The sequence below is a fragment of the Dokdonella soli genome (assembly GCF_039523175.1).
In the GTDB taxonomy this organism is placed as follows: Bacteria; Pseudomonadota; Gammaproteobacteria; order Xanthomonadales; family Rhodanobacteraceae; genus Dokdonella_A; species Dokdonella_A soli.
On record NZ_BAAAEU010000032.1, the window covers coordinates 109,647 to 133,712 of the forward strand.

Genomic DNA, 24,066 nt, shown 5'->3' on the forward strand with positions numbered 1-24,066 from the left:
ATGTCCTTCTTCCCTCCGCCAATCGAACCATTGCCGGCTGGATTTCTGCTTCCTGCGTTCGATGCTGTCGGCAATCCAGTTCGAGCCGGTCAGTTGGTGCGCATTCCCATGATCCCTGAGTCGTTGATACGCGATCTGCCAGCGCAAGATGTCTCTCGGCTCAAAGTCGTCGAGGGCAAGGCGATGCCTATACTGGAACTGGATGACTACGGCTACGTCTGGTTCGGCGAGGATGGGCCTTGGTTCTGCGTTCGCCCATGCGAGGTGGTCGCGGTCCAAACTGACCAGCAGACGCTTGATGCTTAGTCCGCCGTCCCGGCGAAAGCCGGGACCCAGCGTCTCGGCGTTTTTGTTGGAGCCACTGAACCCCTTTCGCCGGGATGACGACCCATCTTGTTTGGCGCGCGCCGATGTACTCAGCGCAACTCGCAGAAACAATGCGCAAACGCGCCATAGCGCTTGCCATGCAATGACTCGACGACGCCGGCGACCTGCTTCACATCCGCGCTGTCGAACACGCCGGCCGGCAGCGTGAAACCGGCCCAGCGCGCGACGCGCACCATCGCGTCGCTGTTGCTGAAGCTCAGCGCGAGGCGTTCCCAGGTGCTGAGTTCGCGTTCGACGTAGCGCACCTGGTAGTCCTTGCCGAGCTTCGCGCGAGCGGCGGCGGCGGCGATCGCGTCGTTGAGGCCACCGAGCTTGTCGACGAGTCCGCGTTCCTTGGCCTGGCTGCCGTCCCAGACGCGCCCTTGCGCGATCGTGTCGATCTGTTCCGGTGTCTTGCCGCGTGCCTTCGCGACCTTGCCGATGAATTCGCTGTAGCCGCGCCGGATCACGCTGGTCAGGATCGCCTCCAGCTGCGGCGACAGCGGGCGGCGGATATCGAGCGTGCCGGCCAGCGGCGTGGTGCCGACGCCGTCAGTGTGGATGCCGAGTTTCGCCAGCGTATCCGGCACGGTCACGAACAGGCCGAAGATGCCGATCGAACCGGTAATCGTGGTCGGCTGCGCCCAGATCTCGTCGCTGTCCATCGAGATCCAGTAGCCGCCGCTCGCGGCGACATCGCCCATCGAGACGATGACCGGCTTGTTCGCCTCGCGCGCCTGCGCGAGTTCGCGTCGAATCAGTTCCGACGAGTACGCATCACCACCGGGCGAGTTCACGCGCAGCACGATCGCCTTGACCTTGTTGTCCTCGCGCGCGGCGCGCACCAGCTGCGCGGTCGACTTGCCACCGATCAGACCGGGCGGCTGCTCGCCGGGCACGATCTCGCCCTGCGCGACGACGACCGCGACCTGCGAACCGTGCAGCGGCAGGCCGTCGATGCCGAGCGTCGCGAGATATTTCTTGTAGTCGACCTGGCGGAAACTGTCGCTGCCCTCGGCGACGCCCTGGGCGCGCAGCAGCGCGCGCGCCTCGGCGCGCGTCGCGAGCTGGTCGACCAGCTTCTGATCGAGCGCCAGCTGGGCCAGATCGCCCTGATGCGTGGCGACGCGCTCGTCGTAGTGTGCAATGTCGTCGCTGATCGTCGCCGCGTCGATCTTGCGCAAGGAGGCGATCTCGGCGAGGTATTCCTGCCACAGCCCGCCCATCCAGTAGCTGTCGGCTTCCTTCGCGGCGTCCGAGGCCTGGTTGAGGATGTACGGTTCGGCCGCGGACTTGAACGTGCCGACCTTGATCAGGTGCACCTGCACGCCGAGCTTGTCAAGCGCGTCCTTGAAGTAGCTGCGGTAGTTCGCGAAACCTTCGAGCAGCACCGCGCCGTCCGGATCGAGCAGGATGCGGTTTGCATGCGCGGCGAGGAAATACTGGTTCTGTCCCATGCCGCCGGAGACCGCGACGATCTCCTTGCCGGTCGCACGGAAGCGATCCAGCGCGGCGCCAAGGTCACGCAAGGTCGACAGACCCGCGCCATCGATCTCGTCCGGCACCAGCACGATGCGCTCGATGCGTGCGTCCTTCGCGGCGGCGTCGATCACGCGCAGCAGGTCGCGCAGCTGCACTTCCTTGACCTCGTTGCCGGCCAGGTTCGTCAACGCACGCTGCGCCGGATCGCTGCTGTACTGCTCGACGATCAAACCGATCGGATCGAGCACCAGTGCGGTGCGCGGCGCCAGTGTCGGGCGTCCGGCGAAGAATGCGCCGATAAACCCGATCAGCAGGAGCAGGAAGATCAGGTTGAAGACGAGCCGGCGTGTGAAGTTCAGCGCATTCCACAAGCCGTGGAAGAAGCGGCGGATCACGCCAGGTTGTTCGGTGGACATCATGGGTTCCTCGGCGCTGGTGCGCCGCGATTCATTGCGGATCAGCGTACTCGAAATTGCCGGTATGCGGCATCCGGCTTTGGTCATGCCCGCGCGGGCGTGGACGGCAGTCGTGCGAGTTTCCAGAACCGTCGCGACAGCAGCACAGCGGCCATGCTGAGACCGGCGATCAGCCCCATCCACATACCGCGTGCGCCGAGCCCGTGCGGGAACGCGAGCCACCAGCCGACCGGCATGCCGACGCCCCAGTACGCGAACGTGGTGATGACCATCGGGATGCGCGTGTCCTTGAGACCGCGCAGCGCGCCGTTCGCGGCGACCTGGATGCCGTCGGAGAACTGGAACAAACCGGCCAGTACGAGCAACTGCGCGGCCAGCGCGGCGACGTCTGCGTCGGTGGTGTACAGCGCGGCGATCCGGTGCGGCACCAGCAGCATCAGGCCAGCGGACACGCTTTGCGCGACCAAGGTCAGACCGATGCCGACGAGCCCGGCATCGCGCACGCCCTGTGCGTCGCCGCGGCCGACCGCGTGGCCGACACGAACGGTGGTCGCCATCGCGACTCCGAGCGGCACCATGAACGCGACCGAGGCGACGTTCAATGCGACCTGGTGGCCGGCGACGACATCGGTGCCGAGCGTGCCGATGATCAGTGCGACCGCGACGAACAGGCCGGCTTCCATGAGCAGGGTCACGCCCATCGGCACGCCGATGTGCAGCAGGCCAGCGAGCGCGCGCAGGTCCGGTTTCTCGAAATGCGCGAACAGGTGCAGGTCGCGATAGTGGCGGCGCCGGGCGACATAGCCGAGGAACGCGAGCATCTGCAGCCACAGCACCAGCGCGGTCGCGCTGCCGCTGCCGAACGCGCCGAGCCGCGGCACGCCAAGCCGGCCGTACATCAGCGCGTAACCGATCGGTCCGAGCAGGGCCAGACCGAACACGCTGAAGTACATCGTCGGCCGGGTCAGGCCGATGCCCTCGCCGAGTCCGCGCAGGGCAAAGAACATGGTCAGTGCCGGCGCTCCGAACGCAACCGCGTGCAGGAAGCGGATCACATCCGGCACCAGTTGCGGGTCGATGCCGATCTCCGCGACCAGCAGCGCGCCGCCGAAGCGCACCACGAGACCGAGCACGAGGCCGAGGCCCAGCGCGAGCCACAACGCCTGGCGGAACAACGGACCGATCGCGTCGCGCCGGCCGGCGCCGTTGAGCTGCGCGACCGACGGCGGCAACGCCATCATCACGCCAATGATGGTGACGATCGCCAGCGACCACACGCTGGTGCCGATCGCGACCGCGCCGAGCGTGTGCGCATCGAGGTGGCCGGCGAGCAGCGCGTCGATCACGTTCATGCCGACCGCGGACAGCTGGCCGAGCACGAGCGGCACCGCGAGGCGCAGCGTTTCTTGCAGCTCGCGCGCGAGACGCGGCTGTCGGCTATGTAGAATGAGGGACATTCGGGGGGACCTGTGTGCGGAATCTTATCCGAGCACCGCGACCTCGCGCACGATGGAGCCGCACTCATCGCATGACCAGCGAATCTGCCCAGCCTGCCACCGCAACCGAAGCGCCCACTGCTCCACCCGCCACCGCCCGCGCCACGAAAGCCTGCGCGAACTGCGGCGCGCCGATGCACGGCCCGTTCTGCTATGCCTGCGGTCAGCCCGAGAAGGGCATGATCCGCCACCTGGCGAGCGTGCTGGCCGATGCCGCGGACACGATCTTCAACGTCGATTCGCGCATCTTCCGCAGCATCTTTCCGCTGTATTTCCAGCCCGGCTACTTGACCACCGAGTACTTCGTCGGGCGGCGCACGCGCTACGTGACGCCGTTCCGGTTGTTCTTTTTCCTCTGCGTGATCTCGTTCTTCGCGATCCAAGCCAGCCTCAACGTCGGCGACTTCCATTTCAATCTTGGTGACGACGAAGGCAGCATCGACCACGCTCAGAACGAAGCCGACCTGCAGAAACGCACGCAAAAGGCGTTGGAGGGCATCGAAAGCGCGAAGAGCGCGCCGAACATGCCGGCCTCCGCGCAGGCCGGGCTGCAGAAGGCCATCGACGCGGTGCGCAGGAAATCCGACAAGCGCCTCGCCTACCTGAAGGCGAGCGACGAGGCCAAGGCCAAGGGTCTGACGCCGCCACCGGACCCGAACGACGACGAAACGCTCTCGTTCGACGGCAAGCCTTGGGATCCCGTCGCGCACCCGGTCCGCGTCGCCTGGTTGCCGGTGTTCGCGAACACCAAGCTCAACGAGGCCATCGGCCACGCCAAGGACAACATCATCGCGGCCAAGCGCGACCCGCGCCATCTGGTCGCCGGCGTGTTCTCGGTGCTGCCGCAAACGTTGTTCGCGCTGATGCCGCTGTTCGCGGTGCTGTTGAAGATCGCCTACCTCTTCAAGCGACGGCTCTACATGGAACACCTGATGGTGGCGCTGCACAGCCATGCGTTCATCTGCCTGTCGCTGCTACTGGTCGCGATCGCGCAGCTGCTGCTCGGCTGGGCCGCGACCGACGCGCAATGGCTGCTGTCCCCGCTGCGGCTCGCGCGTGGCCTGATATGGACCTGGATTCCGATCTATCTGTTGCTGATGCAGAAGCGCGTCTACAAGCAGGGCTGGTTCATGACTACGCTGAAATACGGCTTCGTCGGCTTCTGCTATGTGATGATGCTCGCTTGGGGACTCGCAGCCGCGCTCGTCGTCAGCCTCGCGATCACCTGAGCCTCGGGCTGGAGAGCGAAACCTTGCTCACCGCGCGGGATCAGGGACACGGCAATCAGCAAGGTCGCCGCGCAGCCTGTCACTTCGACCGCGCAGGCTTGCCGGTCGCGGCACCGCTGCGCGGCGGCGTTGAACGCGGATGCGGCCGCTGTGCCGGTGGCACCCGCTCGTAGCGCTGGCGCAGGGCCTGACGCTGCGCCGGTGGCAAGGATTGGAAACGCTGCGCCGCGCGGCGCAATTCCTGCTGGCGGTCCGGCGGCAGGGCACGGAATTCATCGGAGCGCGCACTGAATGCGGCGCGCTGTTCCGGGGTCATCGAAGCCAGGCGTCCCAACCGTTCCTGGATCGCCTGACGCTGCGGTGGCGGCGCGGACTGCCAGCGCGCCGCCACCTGGCGGAAGCGCTGCTGCTGCGACGGCGGCCATTGCGCCCATTGCTCGCGCAATGGCGCCAACGCCTGTTGCTCCTGCGGCGAAAGCTGCGACCAGGCGATGTGCGGCGGCTGTGCCGTAGCAGCGGGTGGCGTCGAATTCTGTGCAAACGACGGCACCGCGTACGCCAGCACGCAAACGAACAGCGCGACGCATGGCCTCGACAGCAGCCGTGCCTGGCGCGTCGTCACGCGGTTAGTCATTACCGTTCGGTTGTTCGGCATCGAGCCAGACATAGAAATCGAGATTCTCATACAGATCGAGATTGTCATCGGTCGCGAGCGCGTCTGCATCGGCGCCCTGTTCGACCGCCGCAGGGTTCAACATATGCTGTGGCGCGACGCGATGGCCGATCCCGAGCGCGATCAGCAGCGCCAGCGCGGCGCCGGCGAAACCGCTGCCGATGACCCAGCCGCGCCAAGCGACATGGCGCTGCGCCAGCGCGGCCTGGCGCGCGCGGTTCAGACGTGACAGCGTGGCCGCGTCGAGCGATTCGGTGGACTTGTCGAGCAGCGTGACCGCACGCTCGATCCACGGTTCTTTCTGTGAAGTGTTCATCGATGCGCCTCCAGATGACTGCGCAGGTTCGTCAAAGCGCGCGACAGATGGGTCTTTACGCTGCCCTCACTGCAGCGCATTGCCGCGGCGGTCGCGGCGACGTCGAGGCCTTCCCACATACGCAGCAGGAAGGCCTGGCGCTGGCGCAGCGGCAGTGCGCGCAGCGCGACGTCGAGCGCCGCGGTCGCCTCGCCGTCGGCCAGACGTGCCAGCGGGCCGGGTTCGCCGGGGTCCGCGACGGCCGCGATCGGATCCTCGTCATCCGCGCTGTCACCACGCTCGAACCAGCCCAGCCAGCGGCCGCGCACGTTGCGGCGACGATGCCAGTCGTTGATGCGGCTGTCGAGCACGCGCCAGAACAGCGGCGACCATTCGCCCGGCGTGCGCGCGCCATAGTGGCGCACGAAACCGAACATCGCGTCCTGAACCAGGTCCAGCGCCTCGTCGCGGTTGGCGGTCGCGAATTCCGCCATGCGCAACGCGCGCCGCTCGACTTCGCGCAGGAAACGCTCGATCGCGTGCGTGCTGTCGCTGGACGTCGCTATCGCCGCGGACATGCGCTCGGGGCTGCTCATGGAACAGGAATCGGCAAGCATTCGGTATCCGCCTTTCGAGGGTCTTTCGCTGCGGGATAACGCGCTGGAACGGTGCCGGTTGACGCGTTGGCCGCGCCAGCACTGGAGGAACGAGCCGGCATGCTCCTGTCAAGCGGTTGTGCACAGACAGGCGACGCCTCGTACAGCGGGCCGTGATGACGGTCGAAACAGCGCCCCAGGCGCCGCCGTCGCATCGCAACTATCTGAAATATAAAGTCATTACAGATTGATTAAACATTCGCCAACACAAGCGAAGCGGCCCAACGATGCGCCCCGCGGGCGCCCCGACAGGCAGTGATCCACAGAGTTATCCACAACTACTGTGGATAAGCGGAAATTCCCCAGCAGATTGGGCAGTTAACCCACCTTCCTGATGGTTTCCTGAGAAACCGTCGGCAAGCCCCGCCAGCGGGCCGGCGATGCGCCGGCTACACTCGGCAACGCGCGGGTTTGCGCGAACCATCCGCCATGACGTCGATCCTGCGCCTCGCCCTTCCGGTCCCCCTGAACACGCTGTTCGACTACCGCGCGCCGGAAGCTGTCGTGGCGGCGCCGGGCTGTCGTGTGCTGGTGCCATTCGGTCGCCGCCAGGTCGTCGGCGTCGTCGTCGAGCGCGCTACCGATTCGGAACTCGACGACAACAAGCTCAAGCCGATCGAACGCGTGCTGGATGCCGCGCCCCTGCTCACCCCGGAGCTGCTGGCGACGCTGCGCTGGGCCGCACGCTACTACCAGCACCCGCTCGGCGAGGTCGTACAGGCGGCGCTGCCGGTCGCGTTGCGCTCGGCGCGTGGGTTGCCGGAGAGCGGGGTTCCAGCATTGCGGCTGACCGCGGCAGGCCATGCGGCGCGGGGCGATCCGCAGCGTCGTCGCGGCACGCGCCTCGATGCGCTGCTCGACGCGCTCGCGATCGGGCCGTTGTCGGGCGCCGACCTCGAGACACGCGTCGCCGGTTTTGCCAGCGCCGTCCGCACCGCGCTGGCACGGGGCTGGATCGAACGCGTACGCGTCGCCTCCGCCACGCGTCCGCACGCGGCGAATGCCGGACCGCCACTCAACGAGGAGCAGCGCCAGGCCGCCGATGCGGTGATCGCGGCCAGCGAAGGTTTCGCGCCGTTCCTGCTCGACGGCGTGACCGGCAGCGGCAAGACCGAGGTCTACCTGGAGATCATCCGCGACTGTCTCGCGCGTGGTCGCCAGGCGCTGGTGCTGGTGCCGGAGATCGCGCTGACGCCGCAGGCGCTGCGCCGCTTCCGCGAGCGACTCGGCGTCGACATCGCCGCGCTGCACTCCGGTCTCGGCGAGAGCGAACGCGCACGTGCCTGGCTCGCCGCCGCGCGCGGCGAGGCGCCGGTGATCCTCGGCACGCGCTCGGCGCTGTTCGTGCCATTGCCGAATCCAGGCGTCATCGTCATCGACGAGGAGCACGACACCTCGTACAAGCAGCAGGAAGGTTTCCGCTACCACGCGCGCGACCTCGCGGTGATGCGCGCGAAGGCGCTCGGCATTCCAGTCCTGCTGGGCTCGGCGACGCCATCGCTGGAAAGCCTCGCGAACGTCGGAGCCGGGCGTTATCGATCGTTACCCCTGAGGCACCGCGCCGGTCTCGCCACACCACCGGCGTTGCATGTCGTCGACCTGCGCCGGCAGCGCCTGCAGCATGGGCTCGCAGCATCCACCCTGGATGCGATCGCGGCCTGCCTCGCGAAAGGCGAACAGGTGCTGGTGTTCAAGAACCGGCGCGGCTACGCGCCGGTGCTGCTCTGCCACGACTGCGGCTGGAGCGCGCAATGCCCCGAGTGCGAGCGCGCGCTGACGCTGCACCGCCATGCCGGCCGCCTGCGCTGCCACCACTGCGGTTTCGAGCAGGCGATCCCGCGCGCGTGTCCGTCCTGCGGCGGCCTCGCGCTGCATCCGCTCGGCGAGGGCACCGAACGGCTCGAAGAAGCGCTCAGCGCGCGCTTTCCGGACGTGCCGATCGTGCGCGTCGACCGCGACACCACGCGCGGCCGACGCATGCGCGATGCCTTGTTCGACAGCCTGCCGGACGCCGGCGCGCGCATCCTGATCGGCACGCAGATGCTGGCCAAGGGCCATGACCTGCCGCACCTGACCCTGGTCGTGGTGGTCGGCGTCGACGAGGGCCTGTACAGCATCGACTTCCGCGCCAGTGAACGGCTCGGCCAGTTGGTCGTGCAGGTCGCCGGCCGCGCCAGCCGCGCCGAGCGACCGGGCGCGGTGATCCTGCAGACGCATGATCCTGCGCATCCGCTGCTGGGTGTGCTGCTCAACGGCGGCTATCGAGCGCTCGCGGCGCAGCTGCTGGAGGATCGCCACAACGCGGGACTGCCACCGTTCGCGCACTTCGCGCTGCTGCGTGCCGAGGTCAAGCAGAGGGACGTCCTCGATGCGTTCCTCGCTGTCGCTGCAACCGCCGCGAACGATCCTGCGATCATCACGCATGGCCCGCTCGCCGCACCGATGCCGCGCCGTGCCGGCGTGTTTCGCGGCCAGGTGCTGATCGAGGCAGCCGACCGCGCGGCCTTGCAGGGGTTCCTGCCGACGTGGCTGGATGCGGTGCGCGCGCTGCCCGGCGAGCGCAAGCTACGCTGGTCGGTCGATGTCGATCCGGTGGACCTGTACTAGCGGCGAATCTTGCTGTGCGGGAGGACGCAAAGCACGACGGCCCCGCATGGGGGCCGTCGGAAACTCGATGCGACAGCGATCGTCAGGCGACGAACAGCGCGCGCATCTTCTTCATCGCGTTCGCTTCGATCTGGCGGATGCGCTCGGCGGACACGCCGTATTCGTCGGCGAGTTCCTGCAAGGTCGCCTTCTCGCTATCCTTGAGCCAGCGGCGCTGGATGATGTCGCGCGAGCGCTCGTCGAGCTTGACCAGACCGCGATGCAGTGTATCGAGACTGGATTCCTCCTCGGATTCCGCCTCGACCGTCGCGTACGGATCGGCCGCATGGTCGATCAGGAACGCAGCGGGTGACGGACGCTCGTCCTCGTCGGCATCGACCGGCGTGTCGAACGCGACGTCGCGGCCGTTGAGGCGCGCTTCCATCTCCATCACGGTCGCAGCCGGCACGCCAAGTTCGCGCGCGATGGTGTTGACCTCTTCCGCGTTCATCCAGCCAAGACGCTTCTTCGACTTGCGCAGGTTGAAGAACAGCTTGCGCTGCGCCTTGGTCGTCGCGACCTTGACGATGCGCCAGTTGCGCAGGATGAACTCGTGCATCTCGGCGCGGATCCAATGCACCGCGAACGACACCAGGCGCACGCCGTGTTCCGGATCGAAGCGCTTGACTGCCTTCATCAGGCCGATGTTGCCTTCCTGGATCAGGTCACCGATCTGCAGGCCGTAACCCGAATAACCGCGCGCGACATGCACCACGAAACGCAGGTGCGACAGCACCATCTGCTTGGCAGCGTCGAGATCGCTCTCGTCGATGAAGCGCCGCGCCAGATCCTGCTCCTCGGCCTGGGTCAACATCGGAATCTGGTGGACCGCGTTCACATACGCGTCGAGGCTGCCGACCGCGCTCGGAACCGGGAAATTGCTGGCGACCAAGGCATTGCTCATTCGTCTGGACCCCTCATCTTGTGAAGCACTTTAGCACTCGGCTCCTTTGAGTGCTAAACCTGTCGAGAGTTCCCGCTGCCTGTCCCTGCGGGATCAATAACTGAACTTGCCAGTATTGTACTCCCAAGTTCGATAAATTGGCAGGCTCCGACACGTGGCGCAAACGGGCGAGGAAGAAAGCTCCAAAGGATTGTCTGAAAAGGATTTTTGCAGCACGGGGCCACGAGCCGGAGGACAAGTTGCTCCAAGTATTCTACGGACACGAGCTTAATCAGGGCTCAATTCCGCCCGCGGCGGCAGCCGCCAGTCGATCGGTGCGGCACCGCGCTCGCGCAGGTACTCGTTCGCACGCGAGAAGTGCCCGCAGCCGATAAAGCCACGATGCGCGGACAGGGGCGAGGGATGCGGCGCCTTCAGCACGCGATGGCGGCGCGTGTCGATCAGCTTGCCCTTGGCCTGCGCATAGCTGCCCCAGAGCAGGAACACGAGCCCCTCGCGCTCGCGGTTCAGCGCATCGACGCAGGCATCGGTGAACCCCTCCCAGCCCTTGCCCTGATGCGAACCGGCGAGTCCGCGCTCGACCGTCAGCACCGCGTTCAGCAGCAATACGCCCTGTCGTGCCCACGGGATCAGGCAGCCGTGGTCCGGACGCGGGATCGAGAGGTCGCGTTCGATCTCCTTGAAGATGTTCTCCAGCGACGGCGGTGACGGCATGCCGGGCAGCACCGAGAAGCACAGTCCGTGCGCCTGGTTCGGACCGTGGTACGGATCCTGGCCGAGGATCACGACTTTGACCGCCTCGAACGGCGTGGTGTCGAGCGCCGCGAAGATCCTCGGCCCCGCCGGATAGATCACCTTACCGGCGCGCTTCTCCGCGCGCAGGAACTCGGCGAGCGCCTGCATCTGCGGCCGTTCGAATTCGCCGCCGACGCGCGCCTTCCAGGACGGCTCAAGCTTGACTCGGTCTTCGGTCACGCGCTCACCCGCGCCCGCTCGCGCAGGTGGCGCGCGACGCGTAGCTGAAACTGCAGCTTGGTGATCAGCAGGCGCTCCTCGATCGGCTTGTGCACCAGATCGTTCGCGCCAGCGCGCAGCAGCGCGGCCTGGTTGCTCGCGTTGTCGTCGCCGGTCATCACCAGCACCGGCAGCTCACCTTTTGCATAACCGAAGTGGCGACGGATGCGTTCGAGCAGGTCACCGCCGCTGAGATCGCCCTTGAGATTGACGTCGGTCAGCACGAGCTCGGTGCCCGGCGCGCGGCCCTCGTTGCGCGCGGCCTCGAGAATGTCGAGTGCGGCTTCGACGCTGACCACATGGGTCACCTTGAAGCCGAACTTCTGCATCATGCGCGTCGTCGCCAGCGCGACCACGCGGCTGTCCTCGACATACAGCACGTCGCCGCTGATCGATTCGGTCGGATGCACATAGCCGCGGATGAACGCGGCCAGTGCCTCGAAGCCGAGCGACTTGTCGAAGTAGTCGGTGACATGGCTCGACAAGGTGCGCGCGACCAGGCGCTCCTGCACGTCGCCGGAAACGACCACGATCGGGATGTACGCCTGCGCGCTTTCGCGGAGCTGCCGCGCGAGTTCGAGTCCGTCCATGTCCGGCAGACGCAGCGCGGTCGTGACCAGGTCGATCACGCCCCCGTCCAGATGCGCGCGCGCTTCAGCGCCGCTGCCACAGCCAATGACCACCGAGTTCGGCAACTCGGCCTTGAGCACGCGCTCGATCAGCTGGCGTACCACGCGCGAACCGTCGACGACGAGCACACGCGGCTGGTCGCTGGAGATGTGCCGCGTCAGCGAGATGTCGCTCATTGCGGCTGCCCCGCGGCGAGGTGACGCGCGGTCGCGAAGAATGCGCCGAGCCAACCGAGCAGCGCGCTGAAGGCGACCACGCTCGACGCGGCGAACACGCCGATGCCGTGCAACGAAAACCGATGCGCGTAGCTGTCGAGCAGGCGCCCGACCGGCTCGGCCAGCGCGATTTCCACCGCGGCGACGATAGCGAGCGCGAGCACACTGCCGAGCAGGCCGTACCACAGACCCGAATAGAGGAACGGACGACGCACGAAGCCATCGCTTGCGCCGATCAACTGCATCACGGAAATCTCCTCGGAACGGGCCTGGACATCCATGCGCACGGTATTGCCGATCACCAGCAGCGTGGCCAGCGCGAGCAGCGCCGCGATCACCGCGACCACACGCTCGCCGAAGTGGAGAATGTCGGAAAGCCTGCGCCGCCACGCTGCGTCGTACTGTACGAGATCGACGCGCGCATCCGCCTTGAGCTCGCCGATCAGCGCCGGATTGTCCATATCGGCGACGGCCCGCGGCGTGACCACGAGCACGCTCGGCAGCGGATTGCCCTGCAGCGCATCCAGCGCCTCGGCGAAACCGGACAACTGGCGGAACTCCGCGAGCCCCTGTTCCGGCGTGCGCACCAGTACCGCGGCGACATCGGCGCGCTGGCGCAGCTCGCCGGCGAGCGCATCCGCGCTGTTCGCATCGAGCGCCGGCTTCAGGAACACGGTGACTTCGCGGGCTTCGCGCAGGCCACCGGACAGCTCGCGCGCGTTGTCGTAGACGAGGAAGAACAGCAGCGGCAGTGCCAGCGCGAACCCGAGCACGAGCACGGTCAGCGCGGTCGCCCACGGCCGTGCGGCGAGACGGCCGAGACTGGAGAACAGGCCGTGGAAATGCTGATCGCGCCACGCTGCGATGCGCAGACGCCACGGCACGCGCGGCCGGCGTGGCCGCGCGCTCTTCGCCGACGCAGGCGCGGGTGTGGGCTTGCGCACATTGCGCTCGGCCTGACGGCTCATGGCGCCTTCCCCTGCGGACGGAAATCATCGACCAGACGGCCATGGTCGAGCACCAGCGCGCGCTTGCCGAGTCGCTTGATCAGCAGGAGGTCGTGGCTCGCGACCAGCACGGTGGTGCCGACTGCACCGAACTCCGCGAACAGGCCCATGATCTCGAGCGACAACTGCGGATCGAGGTTGCCGGTCGGTTCGTCGGCGATGATCATCGGCGGCTTGGCGACGATTGCGCGCGCGATGCCAACGCGCTGCTGCTCACCGGTCGACAAGGTCAGCGGATGGGCCTTCTCCCGCGCCAGCAGGCCGACCTTGTCGAGCGCCGCGCGCACGCGCTTGCCGATCTCGTCGCGCGCGGCGCCGGCGATCAGCAGCGGCAGCGCGACGTTGTCGAACACGCTGCGGTCCATCAGCAGGCGATGATCCTGGAACACCATGCCGATGCCACGCCGCAGGTGGGCGATGCCACGGCGGCGCACGCGACCAAGCTCGGCGTGGTTGACCACGATCTGCCCACGCGTCGGCCGCTCGACCAGACTGATCAGCTTCAGCAAGGTGCTCTTGCCAGCACCCGAGTGGCCGGTCACGAACACCATCTCGCCTGCTTCGATCTCGAAGCTGACTTCGGCCAGGGCGTCGAGTCCCGTGAGGTAGCGCTTGCTGACGTTGTCGAAACGGATCATTCGAGCCGGGTGTCGGAATACGGGAATGGTAGAAGACCACAAACGGGCCGGTGCGTGCTGTTTCGATTCTCTATTCCCTATTCTCCATTCCCTCTACTTGACCATCTGGTTCAAATTGAAGATCGGCAGCAGGATCGCGAGCACGATGAACAGCACCATCGCGCCGACGCCGAGGATCACGGCCGGCCCCAGCACCGCAGTCAACGCGGTCAGCCAGCGATCGAGTTCGCGCTGCTGCTGTGCGGCCGCCTCACCGAGCATGCGCGGCAGTTCGCCGGAACGCTCGCCGCTCGCGATCAGGCGCAGCGCAACCGGCGGGAACTGGCCGCTCTCGCCGAGCGCACGCGAGAACGCGCTGCCCTCACGCACCTTGAACGCCGCGCGCCGGAGTGCCTCACGCATCGGCAGGCTCGGTACCACCTGCGCGGCGATGCCGAGCGCATCGAGCAAGGGCACCGCGCTCCCGGCAAGCAGCGCCAGCGTACGCGTCGCGCGTGCGGTGTTCGCCGCGCGCGCGAGCCGGCCGGCCAGCGGCAAACGCAGCACGAACGCGTGCCAGCGATAACGCATCGCCTCGTCGCGCAGGGCGATGCGCACCCCGATCGCAGCGGCGATCAGCACGAGCAGGATCAGCCAGCCCCAGCCGCGCAGGAATGACGACAACGCGATCAGCGCGCGCGTCGCCAGCGGCAGAGTCTGATGCAGGTTCTGGAACACACCGACGATCTGCGGCACGACCCAGGTCAAGAGGCCCGCGACGACCGCGACCGCAACCACGGTCAGCAACAGCGGATACGCGAGCGCGGCGAGGATCTTCTGCTTCAGCGCGTCGCGCGCCTCGGCGTAGTCGGCGAGCTTTTCGAGCACGTTCTCGAGCCGGCCGGACTGCTCGCCGGCCGCGACCGTCGCGCGGAAGATTTCCGGAAAGCTGTCCGGAAACTCCGCCATCGCCTGCGCCAGGCTCGCGCCCTCCATGACGCGCGCGCGCAAGCTGACGGTCAGCGCGCGCTGACGCTCGTTCTCGGCCTGCTCGGACAACGCACCGAGCGCCTCGTCGATCGGCAGCCCGGCACCGATCAGCGTCGCGAGCTGACGCGTCAGCAGCGCGAGCTGCGCGCCGCCGAGGCCGCGGCGGGCGAACGGGTTCGCATCCTTCGCGACGCCCTCGCGCACCTCGTCGACCGCGAGCGGATTCAGTCCGCGCTCGCGCAGCGCGCCGCGCACCGCGCGGGCGGTGTCGCCTTGCAGGATGCCGCGCAGGGTCTTGCCGGCGGCGTCGAGCGCTTGGTACGCGAAGGCGGGCATCTAGTCGGTTATCAGAAGATTCGTGAACGGCTGCGTATTCTTCCAGCGATAGCCTTGGAAGTCGCGCAGATCGGTGGAGAGGATACGTCCTTCGCCAAGGTCCTCGGCGAGAACCACCAGCGAGGCGTCGGCCAGATCCATCGGCAGGTCGCGATAGCGGCTCATCAGCGCATGCGCGCGTAGCAGTGCATCGTCTGGGGGAGCGGGAATCTCGCAGGCGCCGCGCGCGATGCTCTCGATGAAGGCGACAGCCTGCGCCACGCCGACGCGCGCCGCGAGCAGGTGCGTGACCTCGGTCAACACCGGCCAAGTGCTGGCGAAGCCCTCCTTCGCCCAGTGCTCCAGCGCCGCGCGCGCCGACGCGTGATGGCGGTCACGACGATTGCCGAGCGCGATCCAGAAACCGCTGTCAGCGAGGATCACTTGCGATCGCCGTCCTGCACGCGCAGCGGCAGTTTCCGTTCGAGCGCATCGCCGAGGTAATCCTTGTAGCGCGTCGACAGGTCGGCAGGCCCCTCGCCGCCGCCGATGAAGCCGGACGCGGTCAACAGCTTCAACGCGTTCACGCGCGGCTTGCTACGCGCCGCGTGGTATTCGCGTAGCGCCTCGCGCAGCAGATCGGACGCCGACAGGCCTTCGCGGCGCTGCAGCTCCTGGAAGTGCCTAGCGTCCTCGCCGACGAGGCGGGCGTTGATGCGGATTTCGGCGGTCACGGCTTAGGCTCTCAACGATTGTCATAACTGTATGACGTCATCTCCCGGATTGCAAGGTGCAGTCGCTTTGGACCCATTCAGGTCGCGCCACCACGCATCGATCGCTCGCCAGCACTCGGCTGGCGCCGCCTGCAGGAGAAAATGCGGGCCGTCGATCGTGCGCCGTTCCACCGTCGTGCAATCACGGAACGCATCGCCGCATTCGATCACAAGGCGATCCTGCGCGGCTGCCAGCCAAAGTGCCGGCACCCTCATCGCACGCAGGTCTCCACGCACATCCAAACCGCGCAGGATTCCCAGACGCGCTCGCAGCACATCGACTGGAAGTCCGCGGACGATGTCCAGGAGTATGTCAACGCGATCACGAGGCGAACGCCAGCCGAGGCAAGCGAGGCGCAACAGCACTCTCGATGAACCGATGCCTCGCATTGCCCGGGCCCATTTCATCGGAATCATCCGCAGCAGCGGATGCGGACATGCGACGAAACTGGCAACGAGGACGATGGCGACAACCGACGCGATCTGTCGCGACAGTCGCAATGCAATTGGTCCGGAGAACGATTCCGCGATCAGCACGCAGCGGCGGTCGCGCGGCAGCAACGAACGCACGTGGGCCGCATAGTCATCAATCTGCCAATCTGCCGATTTCGGGTAGCGGACGACGACCACATGCTCACCCGGAATCTCGGTGCGGAACCAACAAAACAATTCGCCGGAACCGTCGAGCCCGGGCAAGAGTACCCAGCAGATGTCGTTCAGCACTGGCGACATGCGCGCCGGGTATCAGTAATCGGCCGGACCCGCATCACTCCTCGCGCGTCACGCGCAGCACTTCCTCGGTCGAGGTGATGCCCGCGACACACTTGCGCCAGCCATCTTCGAGGATGGAGCCCGAGCGCGTGCGTGCGTGGCGCTCGAGGTCGGCTTCGGAAGCGCCTTCGTGGATCAGGCGGCGCATCGTCTCGTCGATCGCGATCAGTTCGTAGATGCCGGTGCGGCCTTTGTAGCCGGCATGGCGGCCGGCGCTCTGCGCCGCATTCGTTGCCGCGTTCGGGCGGTACAGCGTGACCTCGAGATCAGCCGGCTTGCCGAATGCGGCGAGTTCGGACGGTGTCGCCTTGTATGCCTCGCGCGTCGCCGGGTCGAGCACGCGCACCAGGCGCTGCGCGAGCACGCCGATCAATGACGACGACAGCAGGAATGGTTCGACGCCCATGTCGCGCAGGCGCGTGACCACGCCGACCGCGGAATTCGTGTGCAGGGTGGACAGCACCAGATGACCGGTCAGCGAGGCCTGCACCGCGATTTCGGCCGTTTCGAGATCACGGATCTCGCCGACCATGACGACATCGGGGTCTTGTCGAAGAATCGCGCGCAGACCGCGTGCGAACGTCATGTCGACACGCGTGTTGACCTGGGTCTGGCCGACGCCATCGATGTAGTACTCGATCGGGTCCTCGACGGTCATGATGTTGCGCGAGGCGTCGTTGAGCTTGAGCAGCGCGCCGTACAAGGTTGTCGTCTTACCCGAACCGGTCGGGCCGGTGACCAGCAGGATCCCGTGCGGCCGCGAAATCAGGTCTTCCAGCCGCGCACGAGCGCCGTCGTCCATGCCGAGATGCACGAGATCGAGCTTGCCGGCCTGCTTGTCGAGCAGGCGCAGCACGACTCTCTCGCCGCGCCCGGCCGGGATCGTCGAGACGCGCACGTCGACCGGGCGACCGGCGATGCGCAGGCCGATGCGGCCGTCCTGCGGCAGGCGGCGCTCGGCGATGTCGAGCTTGGCCATGACCTTGATGCGGCTGACCACCGCGTTCGCAATCGCCTTCTGCGGCGCCAGCACCTCGCGCAACACGCCGTCGATGCGGAAGCGCACGACCAGACGGTTCTCGTAGGGCTCGATATGGATGTCCGAAGCACCTTCCTTCACCGCTTCGGTCAGCAGCGCGTTGATCAGCCGGATGATCGGCGCATCGTCGTCGCTTTCGAGCAGATCCTCAGGCTCGGGCAGTTCGTCGGCAAGCGTCTTCAAGTCGAGACGTTCGTCGAAATCCGAGACCATCGCACGCGCGTCGTCACCCTGCTCGTAGAGATCGCGCAGCAGGCGCTCGAACTCGTTCGGCGCGAACGTCGTGAAATGCAGCGGTGCGCCGAGATGGCGACGCAGTTCGGCGAGCACGTCCGCACGTACGCCGGCGCGGCAGGCGATCTCGGCCACTTCGCCCTGCCAGCCGGTCAGCGCGACACCGTGGCGCTTCGCATAGCCGAAGCCGGGCCGGGCCGGGCGCGACTCGGTCACGACGCGCCTCCGAGCCGTTTGCGCACCGTCGTCACGAAGCGCTCGCGCTGCGCCGGCGAAACCACGACGCAGCCGCTGTCACCGCGCATCACGACGAGGCAGTCCAGGTCCGTGACCCAAAGCCGGCACGAGCCGTACTTGCGCAGCCGGAACCAGCCATTGAACGAGAACAGCCCGCCGTTGCCGAAGGTGCGGATCGCGCCTTCCAGCGCTGAATCGTCGGCAGCGATGTCGGTGATGCGCGCGGCGATCCGCTTGGGTCCGATCGGCCGCGCGACGTACACGCCGCTGGCAGCGACCTCGTAGCCGCGCACGGCGAACAGGAATGTCGTGACCAGGATCGCGAGCGGCAGACCGACCATGCCGGCCAGCGCGAAAGGTTCGTGGCGGCCGGTCACAAGTCCGATGCCGGGTACCACGAGCAGGATCAAACCCGCGACTGTCGTCATGATCTTCAGCAGTCGACCGTAGCGCACGCCAAAAAACACCGGCGCGTCGTCCTCGATGCTCATTGCCGCGGCTCCGCGGACTTCGACGGCTGCCGCATGCCTGGATCGCCGTCGAGCGTCGGGCTGGCGAGGAAGTCGTGCACTTCCGGCAGCATCGGCCGCTGCGAGCGCGGCGTGATCGGCCAGTCCTCCTGGCGCATCTGCAGCTGCTCGGTGCGCATGTAGTTGTACTTCTCGCTCGAAACCGCCGCCTCGGTCGCCGCATCGCGCAGGATCTTCGGATGCAGGAACACCATCAGATCGCTCTTGGTGTGGCTGTTCGTGCGGTAGCGGAACAGGTTGCCGAGCAACGGAATGTCGCCGAGCGCCGGCACCTTCTGCACATTGTCCTTGGCCTGGTTGTCGATCAGGCCACCGAGCACGAGCAGCGAGTCGTCCTTGACCAGCACGCTGGTGGTCAGCTCGCGCTTGTTGGTGACCAGGTCCACCGCGCCGCTCACGGTCGGCGCGATCGACGAGACTTCCTGGTGGATGTCGAGGCGCACCGATTCGCCCTCGTTGATCTGCGGCTTCACCTTCAGCACGAGGCCGACGTCCTTGCGCTCGATGGTCTGGAACGGGTTGGTGATGCCGTTCGTGGGCGTGGTGCTGCCGCTCGCCGTCGCCGATGCATTCGTCGTGTACTGGCCGGTCAGGAACGGCACTTCCTGCGCGACCTTGATCTGCGCTTCCTGGTTGTCCAGGGTCAGCACCGACGGTGTGGACAGGATGTTCGATTTGCCGTCGCCACGCAGCGCGCTGACCAGCGCGCCGAGTTGCGCGATCGGCTTGCCGTCCGGCCCGGTGATCGTGCCGGCCAAGTAGCCGAGATTGAAGCCGTTGCCGACGCCGAACGGCTTCTGTGATGCGCTGAGGATATTGTTGCCGGGCGAATTGCTGCTGCTGAAGTTGGTGCCGCCGATGACGTGGCGGTTGCCGGATACCTGCCACTGCACGCCGAGTTCGCTCGCGGTCTGGTCCGAGACCTCGGCGATCACCGCCTCGATCAGCACCTGGTTGCGGCGGATGTCGAGCTGGCGCACCACCGCGGCCAGCGAGCGGAAGATCGCCGGCGGGGCACTGATGACCAGCGCATTCGTCTCCGCGTGCGCCTGGATCGTCGCCGGCGACACGCTGCCGCCACCGGCACCCTCGCCGGCCTTCGTCGCGGTCGGCGGTGCGACGCCGGACAGGGTCGAGGCGACGCCTTGCAGGATCGGCACCAGATCCTTCGCATTCGCGTAGTGCAGATAGATGACCTGGGTGTCGCCACCGCTTTCGATCGGCGTGTCGAGGTGCGCGATCAGCGCGCGCATCCGGAGCCGGCCGTTCTTCGCGCCCGCCAGCAGGATCGAATTGGTGCGCGTGTCCGCGAACACGCGCGCGGCCTCGCCGTTCGCCTGTGCAGTCTTGTCGTCGGCGAGCATCGTCAGCGTGCGCGCCATCTCGGCCGCGCTGGCGTGCACCAGCGGGATCACCTCGACTTGCGCATCCGAGACGGTGTCGATGCGCTGGATGATGCCGACCAGGCGCTCGACATTGCCGGCACGGTCCGACACAACCAGCGAATTCGACGACGCGTGCGCGATCAACTGGCCGCCCTGTGGCATCAGCGGACGCAGGATCGGCACCAGTTCGGCGGCCGAGACGTGCTTGACCGGCACGATCTGCGTGACGAGTTCATCGGCCGCGCTGGCACGCGTGGTGCCGACGCCGGTGCCGCCATCCTGCTGCGCCATCGCCTCGGGCACGATCTTGACCATGCTGCCGGACGGCACGGCGGCGAAGCCGTGCACACGCAGCACCGACAGGAACACGTCGTAGATCTCGTCCGGTCGCATCGGCCGCGCCGAGATCACGGTGACCTTGCCCGCCACGTTCGGGCCGACGATGAAGTTCTTGCCGGTGATCTCGCTGACCGTCGCGATCAGCGCCTGGATGTCGGCATCCTTCATGTTCAGCGTGTGGCGACCGTCCGCAGTCGTGGCATGGCCAGGCGGCTGCGCGTCCGGCGCGGTTGCGGTCTGCGCGGAAGCGGTTGCGCAGCAAGCCACACACAGAGCACCGAAGATGATCGGCTGGAAGCTACGGCGCATCGCGGAAAGTCCCCTGTTGTGAAGATGGCTCATTGCAGGCCGACCGTGAGCTCGGTCGGTTTTCCGTCGCGCAGCACGGTCACGCGGACCGAACTCGCGCTGCCGAGACTCGACAGGATCTGCTGGCCCCGAGCGAACGAATCGACCGGCATGCCATTGACCGCGGTCACCACGTCGCCGGGCCGCAGGCCGATCTGGCTGATCAGCGCGGCGTCGGCGCCGGCCGAGAGCCGCACGCCAGTCAGCTTGCCGCCATCGAGCACCGGAACCACCTGCACGCGCTTCATGAGTTCGTCGGGATTCTGCCGCAAGCGCGCGACGGTCTGCTGCCAATCACTCGGCGCTTTGACGGCCTGTGGCGCGCCGGCCGGCACGGCCGATCCGGTTTGCACCGGCGCGTCGGCGCGCGGGTTGGGCGCGCTCCGGCTGGTCGCGGACGCCGGGGTCGGCCGCACGATGTCGGCTGGCGCGAGGTTCTGGTCGCGCGGAAGCTTCAGCGTTTCCTCGGCACCATCGTGGATCAGCACGATGTGGTCGGGATAGACGCCGCCGAGACGCACGCCCGGCGCAACCTCCTCGCCGACGCGCCAGGCGCGCTCACCGTTGCCGGCATCGGCGATGACCGCGACGCCGAGCTTCGGATCGCCGTCGGCGACCGTACCGCGCAGGATCAGCGACAGTGTCGTCGCCGGCGCGCTGCCACCCGCGCCGGGCCGCAGCGGCGTATTGCCGAACAGATGCCAGCTCGCGATCGATTGCGCCGGCGCCGCACCGGCTGTGTCGCTGCCGATCCGCACCGGCGCGCTATCGAAGGCTGCATCGCCGCGCGGCACCAGCGTCCAGATCATGCGCACGAGCAGCCACAGCGCGAGCGCGGCGAGCACCGCGCAGCACAGCAGCGCGGCCGTTTCGGCACGGCGACCGCGATCGATTCCGGACAGGCGCCCCAGCATGCGCGAGCAATCCCATGAGCATCAAGACGCGCAAGCGTAGCAAAGCCGGGCTGCGGAATGGCGGCACACGCCGATACGGGCTTCCGGCAGCGGTGCGTCGGGGCTCGGTCTGGCGTGCGCCGAGCCACGGGAAGCGGATTCGCTGGAAAGCGTGCTCAGTGCAGGCCGAACAGCTGCCCGATGCGACGGAAGAAGCCGGGCTTGGGCACGTGCGCCTTCGGGTCGACCGACTGCGCATGGCCGGGTGCGGGCGGACGTTCGGTCGGGATCGAATGCGCGTGATCGCGGCGCGGCTTGCGCTCCGCGCCGCGCGGCGTGGCGGCGCTGCCGTTCGCCGGTTGCATGGTCGTCTGGCTCGTCGCCTCGCCGCCCTCGCGGCGATTGCGTCCGCGACCGCCGCGACGACGCCGCTTGCGCGGCGCATCGGCCGACGCCGGCGTGGCGGCGGGGCTCGCCGCGCCACTGGCGACGGCTGGGGAGGCGGTGGTCGACGCCGTGGCCTGTGCAGGCGCACGGGACGCACCACCGGTATCGCGTCGGCCACGACCGCGCTCACCACCGCGTTCGCCGCGCCCGTGCGGCGCGTGCGCGCGTGGCGGTCCGCTCTTCGGCGCCCCGGCGGTGTTGCGGGCATCATCGGCCGCATCGTCGAGCGACGCCGCGCCGGCCGTCGTCGCGCGAGCGCGCGGCGGCGGTGCGGTCAGCATATCGGGCGTGATCGGCGCGGTCGGGATCTTCTGCTCGATATAGGCCTCGATGTCCGGCAGGCCCATCGCGTAGAGGTCGCAGGCGAAGCTGATCGCGTCACCTTCGGCGCCGAGCCGAGCGGTGCGGCCGATGCGGTGCACGTAGTCCTCGGCGTCGTGCGGAATGTCGTAGTTGAAGACGTGGCTGACGTCCGGGATATGCAGGCCGCGCGCCGCGACGTCGGTCGCAACCAGCACTTCGATCTCGCCTTTCTGGAACTTGCCGAGCAGGCGCTCGCGCTTGGCCTGCGGCACGTCGCCGGACAAGGTGGCGACGGTGAAACCCTGGCGCTCCAGCGTGCGGGTGACCTTCTCGGCGGCCATCTTGGTGTTGACGAAGACGATGCTGCGGTGTGCGTCCACCCGCGACAACAGGTTGATCAGCAGCGGCTGCTTCTCCTCCTTGGCCGGGAAGTAGACGATCTGGCGCACGCGGTCGGCGGTGACGTTGTCCGTCTCCACGGTCAGTTTTTCCGGACTGTTCATGTGCTCGTAGGCGAGCTCGAGCACGCGATGGCTCAAGGTCGCCGAGAACAGCATGCTCTGGCGCTGCTCGCGCGGCGGCATGCGCCGGAACAGGAAGCGGATGTCCTTGATGAAGCCGAGGTCGAACATGCGGTCGGCTTCGTCGAGCACGACGGCCTCGATCGCATTGAACGAGAACACGTGCTGCTTGAGGTAGTCGATCAGGCGGCCCGGCGTGGCGATGATCAGGTCACAGCCGGCCTTCAGGGAATCGCGCTGCTTCTCGTAGTCGACGCCGCCGTAGATCAGCGCCGAGGTCAGGCCGGTGTCGCGGCCGATGTTGCGGAAGTCCTTGTCGATCTGGATCGCCAGCTCACGGGTCGGCGCGATGATGATCGCGCGCGGGTCGGTGAGCTTGCGGTCGGCGACTGCGGGTTTCGTCAGCAGGCGATTCAGCACCGCGACGAGGAACGCGCCGGTCTTGCCGGTGCCGGTCTGCGCCTGGCCGGCGACGTCGCGGCCGATGAGCGCGATCGGCAGGGTCAGCGCCTGGATCGGCGTGCAGCGCGTGAACCCCGCGGCGTGCAGGCCCGACAGGATGCGCGGATGGAGATCGAAACTCTCGAAGGTGATATCGGTAAGCGGATGCTGGGACATTGCGGTTCTGCGTGATTTCCATGAGGGCGTCGCGGTCGATGCCGGAAGCCGGTTTGCGGAGCGTCACCGGCCGGAGCTGCCCGGGATGTGCGCCAGATGGCGGCGCGACGCGGCTCTTGCAATGCGGGGCAGTGCCCCCAGCTTGCGCCTGTCGACCGTTTGGGCTGAAATGGGATGTGCTTTTCGCACCCCTTTTCTGCGCCGCCTGCACCGTCGAAACCGCATGAGTGTAGCGGAAGCCCGCCAGCGGCGCGCGGTCGCCCGCCATCCAAGTCATCAGCCATACCGGAGAAAACCCCGTGAGCGAACATATTTCGCACGTCAGCGACGACCAGTTCGAAGAGCACGTGCTCAAGTCATCCGACCCGGTGCTGGTCGATTTCTGGGCCGAATGGTGCGGCCCGTGCAAGATGATCGCCCCGCTACTCGACGACCTCGCCGCCACCTACCAGGGCAAGCTGAAGGTCGCCAAGATCAACATCGATCACAACCAGAAGACCCCGCGCAACTACAACGTGCGCGGCATCCCGACCCTGATGATCTTCAAGGACGGCAAGGTCGAGGCGACCCAGATCGGCGCGGTCAGCAAGACCCAGCTGGCGCAGATGATCGACAAGGCGATTGCCTGAAGACCCGGAATTCGGGAATGGGGAATCGGGAATCGAAAGAGCCCGGTT

The 24,066-nt window shown here is 67.2% G+C and carries 23 protein-coding genes; 4 read left to right on the forward strand and 19 right to left on the reverse strand.

Annotated features, from left to right (window positions below; translation table 11 throughout):
• On the forward strand, positions 1–306 hold the full coding sequence (locus ABD002_RS19315; protein WP_343794198.1) for a hypothetical protein: 306 nt from the start codon (positions 1–3) through the stop codon (positions 304–306).
• A 110-nt stretch (positions 307–416) separates the two neighbouring features.
• Here ABD002_RS19315 and sppA read toward each other — a convergent pair whose 3' ends face one another.
• The gene (gene sppA, locus ABD002_RS19320; protein WP_343794200.1) at positions 417–2,267 is read right to left on the reverse strand and encodes a signal peptide peptidase SppA; all 1,851 of its coding nucleotides are present in this window, start codon (positions 2,265–2,267) and stop codon (positions 417–419) included.
• A gap of 80 nt (positions 2,268–2,347) precedes the next feature.
• The gene (locus tag ABD002_RS19325) at positions 2,348–3,721 is read right to left on the reverse strand and encodes an MATE family efflux transporter (protein WP_343794202.1); all 1,374 of its coding nucleotides are present in this window, start codon (positions 3,719–3,721) and stop codon (positions 2,348–2,350) included.
• A 71-nt stretch (positions 3,722–3,792) separates the two neighbouring features.
• Here ABD002_RS19325 and ABD002_RS19330 point away from each other — a divergent pair, with 71 nt between their 5' ends.
• The gene (locus ABD002_RS19330) at positions 3,793–4,989 is read left to right on the forward strand and encodes a DUF3667 domain-containing protein (protein WP_343794204.1); all 1,197 of its coding nucleotides are present in this window, start codon (positions 3,793–3,795) and stop codon (positions 4,987–4,989) included.
• 79 nt (positions 4,990–5,068) lie between these two features.
• Here the strand turns inward: ABD002_RS19330 and ABD002_RS19335 are convergent, their stop codons facing one another.
• From ABD002_RS19335 to ABD002_RS19345, 3 genes are read right to left on the reverse strand one after another with little or no spacing between them, the layout of a single operon-like run.
• Complete coding sequence (locus tag ABD002_RS19335; RefSeq protein WP_343794206.1) at positions 5,069–5,623, reverse strand: DUF3106 domain-containing protein; 555 nt, start codon at positions 5,621–5,623, stop codon at positions 5,069–5,071.
• On the reverse strand, positions 5,616–5,978 hold the full coding sequence (locus ABD002_RS19340) for a hypothetical protein (protein ID WP_343794208.1): 363 nt from the start codon (positions 5,976–5,978) through the stop codon (positions 5,616–5,618). Before ABD002_RS19340 ends, ABD002_RS19335 begins: the two co-directional genes overlap by 8 nt.
• Entirely contained in the window at positions 5,975–6,553 is a 579-nt protein-coding gene (locus tag ABD002_RS19345; protein ID WP_343794210.1) for an RNA polymerase sigma factor, read from the reverse strand. Before ABD002_RS19345 ends, ABD002_RS19340 begins: the two co-directional genes overlap by 4 nt.
• A 489-nt stretch (positions 6,554–7,042) precedes the next feature.
• On the opposite strand from ABD002_RS19345, the gene ABD002_RS19350 reads away from it, so the two are divergent.
• The gene (locus tag ABD002_RS19350) at positions 7,043–9,220 is read left to right on the forward strand and encodes a primosomal protein N' (RefSeq protein ID WP_343794212.1); all 2,178 of its coding nucleotides are present in this window, start codon (positions 7,043–7,045) and stop codon (positions 9,218–9,220) included.
• Positions 9,221–9,302: 82 nt separating this feature from the next.
• Here the strand turns inward: ABD002_RS19350 and rpoH are convergent, their stop codons facing one another.
• The 14 genes from rpoH to ABD002_RS19420 all read right to left on the reverse strand — a co-directional run bounded on the left by rpoH (position 9,303) and on the right by ABD002_RS19420 (position 23,389).
• Positions 9,303–10,163: an RNA polymerase sigma factor RpoH gene (rpoH, locus tag ABD002_RS19355; RefSeq protein ID WP_343794214.1), complete on the reverse strand. Its 861-nt coding sequence runs from the start codon at positions 10,161–10,163 to the stop codon at positions 9,303–9,305.
• A 267-nt stretch (positions 10,164–10,430) separates the two neighbouring features.
• Entirely contained in the window at positions 10,431–11,138 is a 708-nt protein-coding gene (gene ung, locus ABD002_RS19360; RefSeq protein ID WP_343794216.1) for a uracil-DNA glycosylase, read from the reverse strand.
• On the reverse strand, positions 11,135–11,983 hold the full coding sequence (locus ABD002_RS19365) for a response regulator (protein ID WP_343794218.1): 849 nt from the start codon (positions 11,981–11,983) through the stop codon (positions 11,135–11,137). Before ABD002_RS19365 ends, ung begins: the two co-directional genes overlap by 4 nt.
• Positions 11,980–12,990: a permease-like cell division protein FtsX gene (gene ftsX, locus ABD002_RS19370; RefSeq protein WP_343794220.1), complete on the reverse strand. Its 1,011-nt coding sequence runs from the start codon at positions 12,988–12,990 to the stop codon at positions 11,980–11,982. The genes ABD002_RS19365 and ftsX overlap by 4 nt, the downstream gene beginning before the upstream one ends.
• Positions 12,987–13,667: a cell division ATP-binding protein FtsE gene (gene ftsE / locus ABD002_RS19375; protein ID WP_343794221.1), complete on the reverse strand. Its 681-nt coding sequence runs from the start codon at positions 13,665–13,667 to the stop codon at positions 12,987–12,989. The genes ftsX and ftsE overlap by 4 nt, the downstream gene beginning before the upstream one ends.
• Before the next feature lie 93 nt (positions 13,668–13,760).
• Positions 13,761–14,972: a type II secretion system inner membrane protein GspF gene (gene gspF, locus ABD002_RS19380; protein ID WP_343794223.1), complete on the reverse strand. Its 1,212-nt coding sequence runs from the start codon at positions 14,970–14,972 to the stop codon at positions 13,761–13,763.
• The gene (locus tag ABD002_RS19385) at positions 14,973–15,395 is read right to left on the reverse strand and encodes a type II toxin-antitoxin system VapC family toxin (RefSeq protein WP_343794225.1); all 423 of its coding nucleotides are present in this window, start codon (positions 15,393–15,395) and stop codon (positions 14,973–14,975) included.
• Positions 15,392–15,685 carry a ribbon-helix-helix protein, CopG family gene (locus ABD002_RS19390; protein ID WP_343794227.1) on the reverse strand — a complete coding sequence of 98 codons (294 nt, stop codon included), beginning with the start codon at positions 15,683–15,685 and terminating at the stop codon, positions 15,392–15,394. Before ABD002_RS19390 ends, ABD002_RS19385 begins: the two co-directional genes overlap by 4 nt.
• A gap of 21 nt (positions 15,686–15,706) precedes the next feature.
• On the reverse strand, positions 15,707–16,447 hold the full coding sequence (locus tag ABD002_RS19395) for an alpha/beta fold hydrolase (RefSeq protein WP_343794229.1): 741 nt from the start codon (positions 16,445–16,447) through the stop codon (positions 15,707–15,709).
• Positions 16,448–16,490: 43 nt separating this feature from the next.
• On the reverse strand, positions 16,491–17,984 hold the full coding sequence (gene gspE, locus ABD002_RS19400) for a type II secretion system ATPase GspE (protein WP_343794231.1): 1,494 nt from the start codon (positions 17,982–17,984) through the stop codon (positions 16,491–16,493).
• Entirely contained in the window at positions 17,981–18,496 is a 516-nt protein-coding gene (locus tag ABD002_RS19405) for a PH domain-containing protein (RefSeq protein ID WP_343794233.1), read from the reverse strand. The genes gspE and ABD002_RS19405 overlap by 4 nt, the downstream gene beginning before the upstream one ends.
• A complete protein-coding gene (gspD, locus tag ABD002_RS19410) occupies positions 18,493–20,568 on the reverse strand; it encodes a type II secretion system secretin GspD (protein ID WP_343794235.1) in 2,076 nt (691 codons plus the stop codon). Before gspD ends, ABD002_RS19405 begins: the two co-directional genes overlap by 4 nt.
• A 29-nt stretch (positions 20,569–20,597) precedes the next feature.
• Positions 20,598–21,521 carry a type II secretion system protein N gene (locus tag ABD002_RS19415; protein WP_343794236.1) on the reverse strand — a complete coding sequence of 308 codons (924 nt, stop codon included), beginning with the start codon at positions 21,519–21,521 and terminating at the stop codon, positions 20,598–20,600.
• A gap of 155 nt (positions 21,522–21,676) precedes the next feature.
• A complete protein-coding gene (locus ABD002_RS19420; protein WP_343794238.1) occupies positions 21,677–23,389 on the reverse strand; it encodes a DEAD/DEAH box helicase in 1,713 nt (570 codons plus the stop codon).
• A gap of 299 nt (positions 23,390–23,688) precedes the next feature.
• Between ABD002_RS19420 and trxA the strand changes: the two genes are divergently transcribed.
• Entirely contained in the window at positions 23,689–24,018 is a 330-nt protein-coding gene (trxA, locus tag ABD002_RS19425; protein WP_343794240.1) for a thioredoxin TrxA, read from the forward strand.
• The last annotated feature ends 48 nt before the right edge of the window (positions 24,019–24,066 follow it).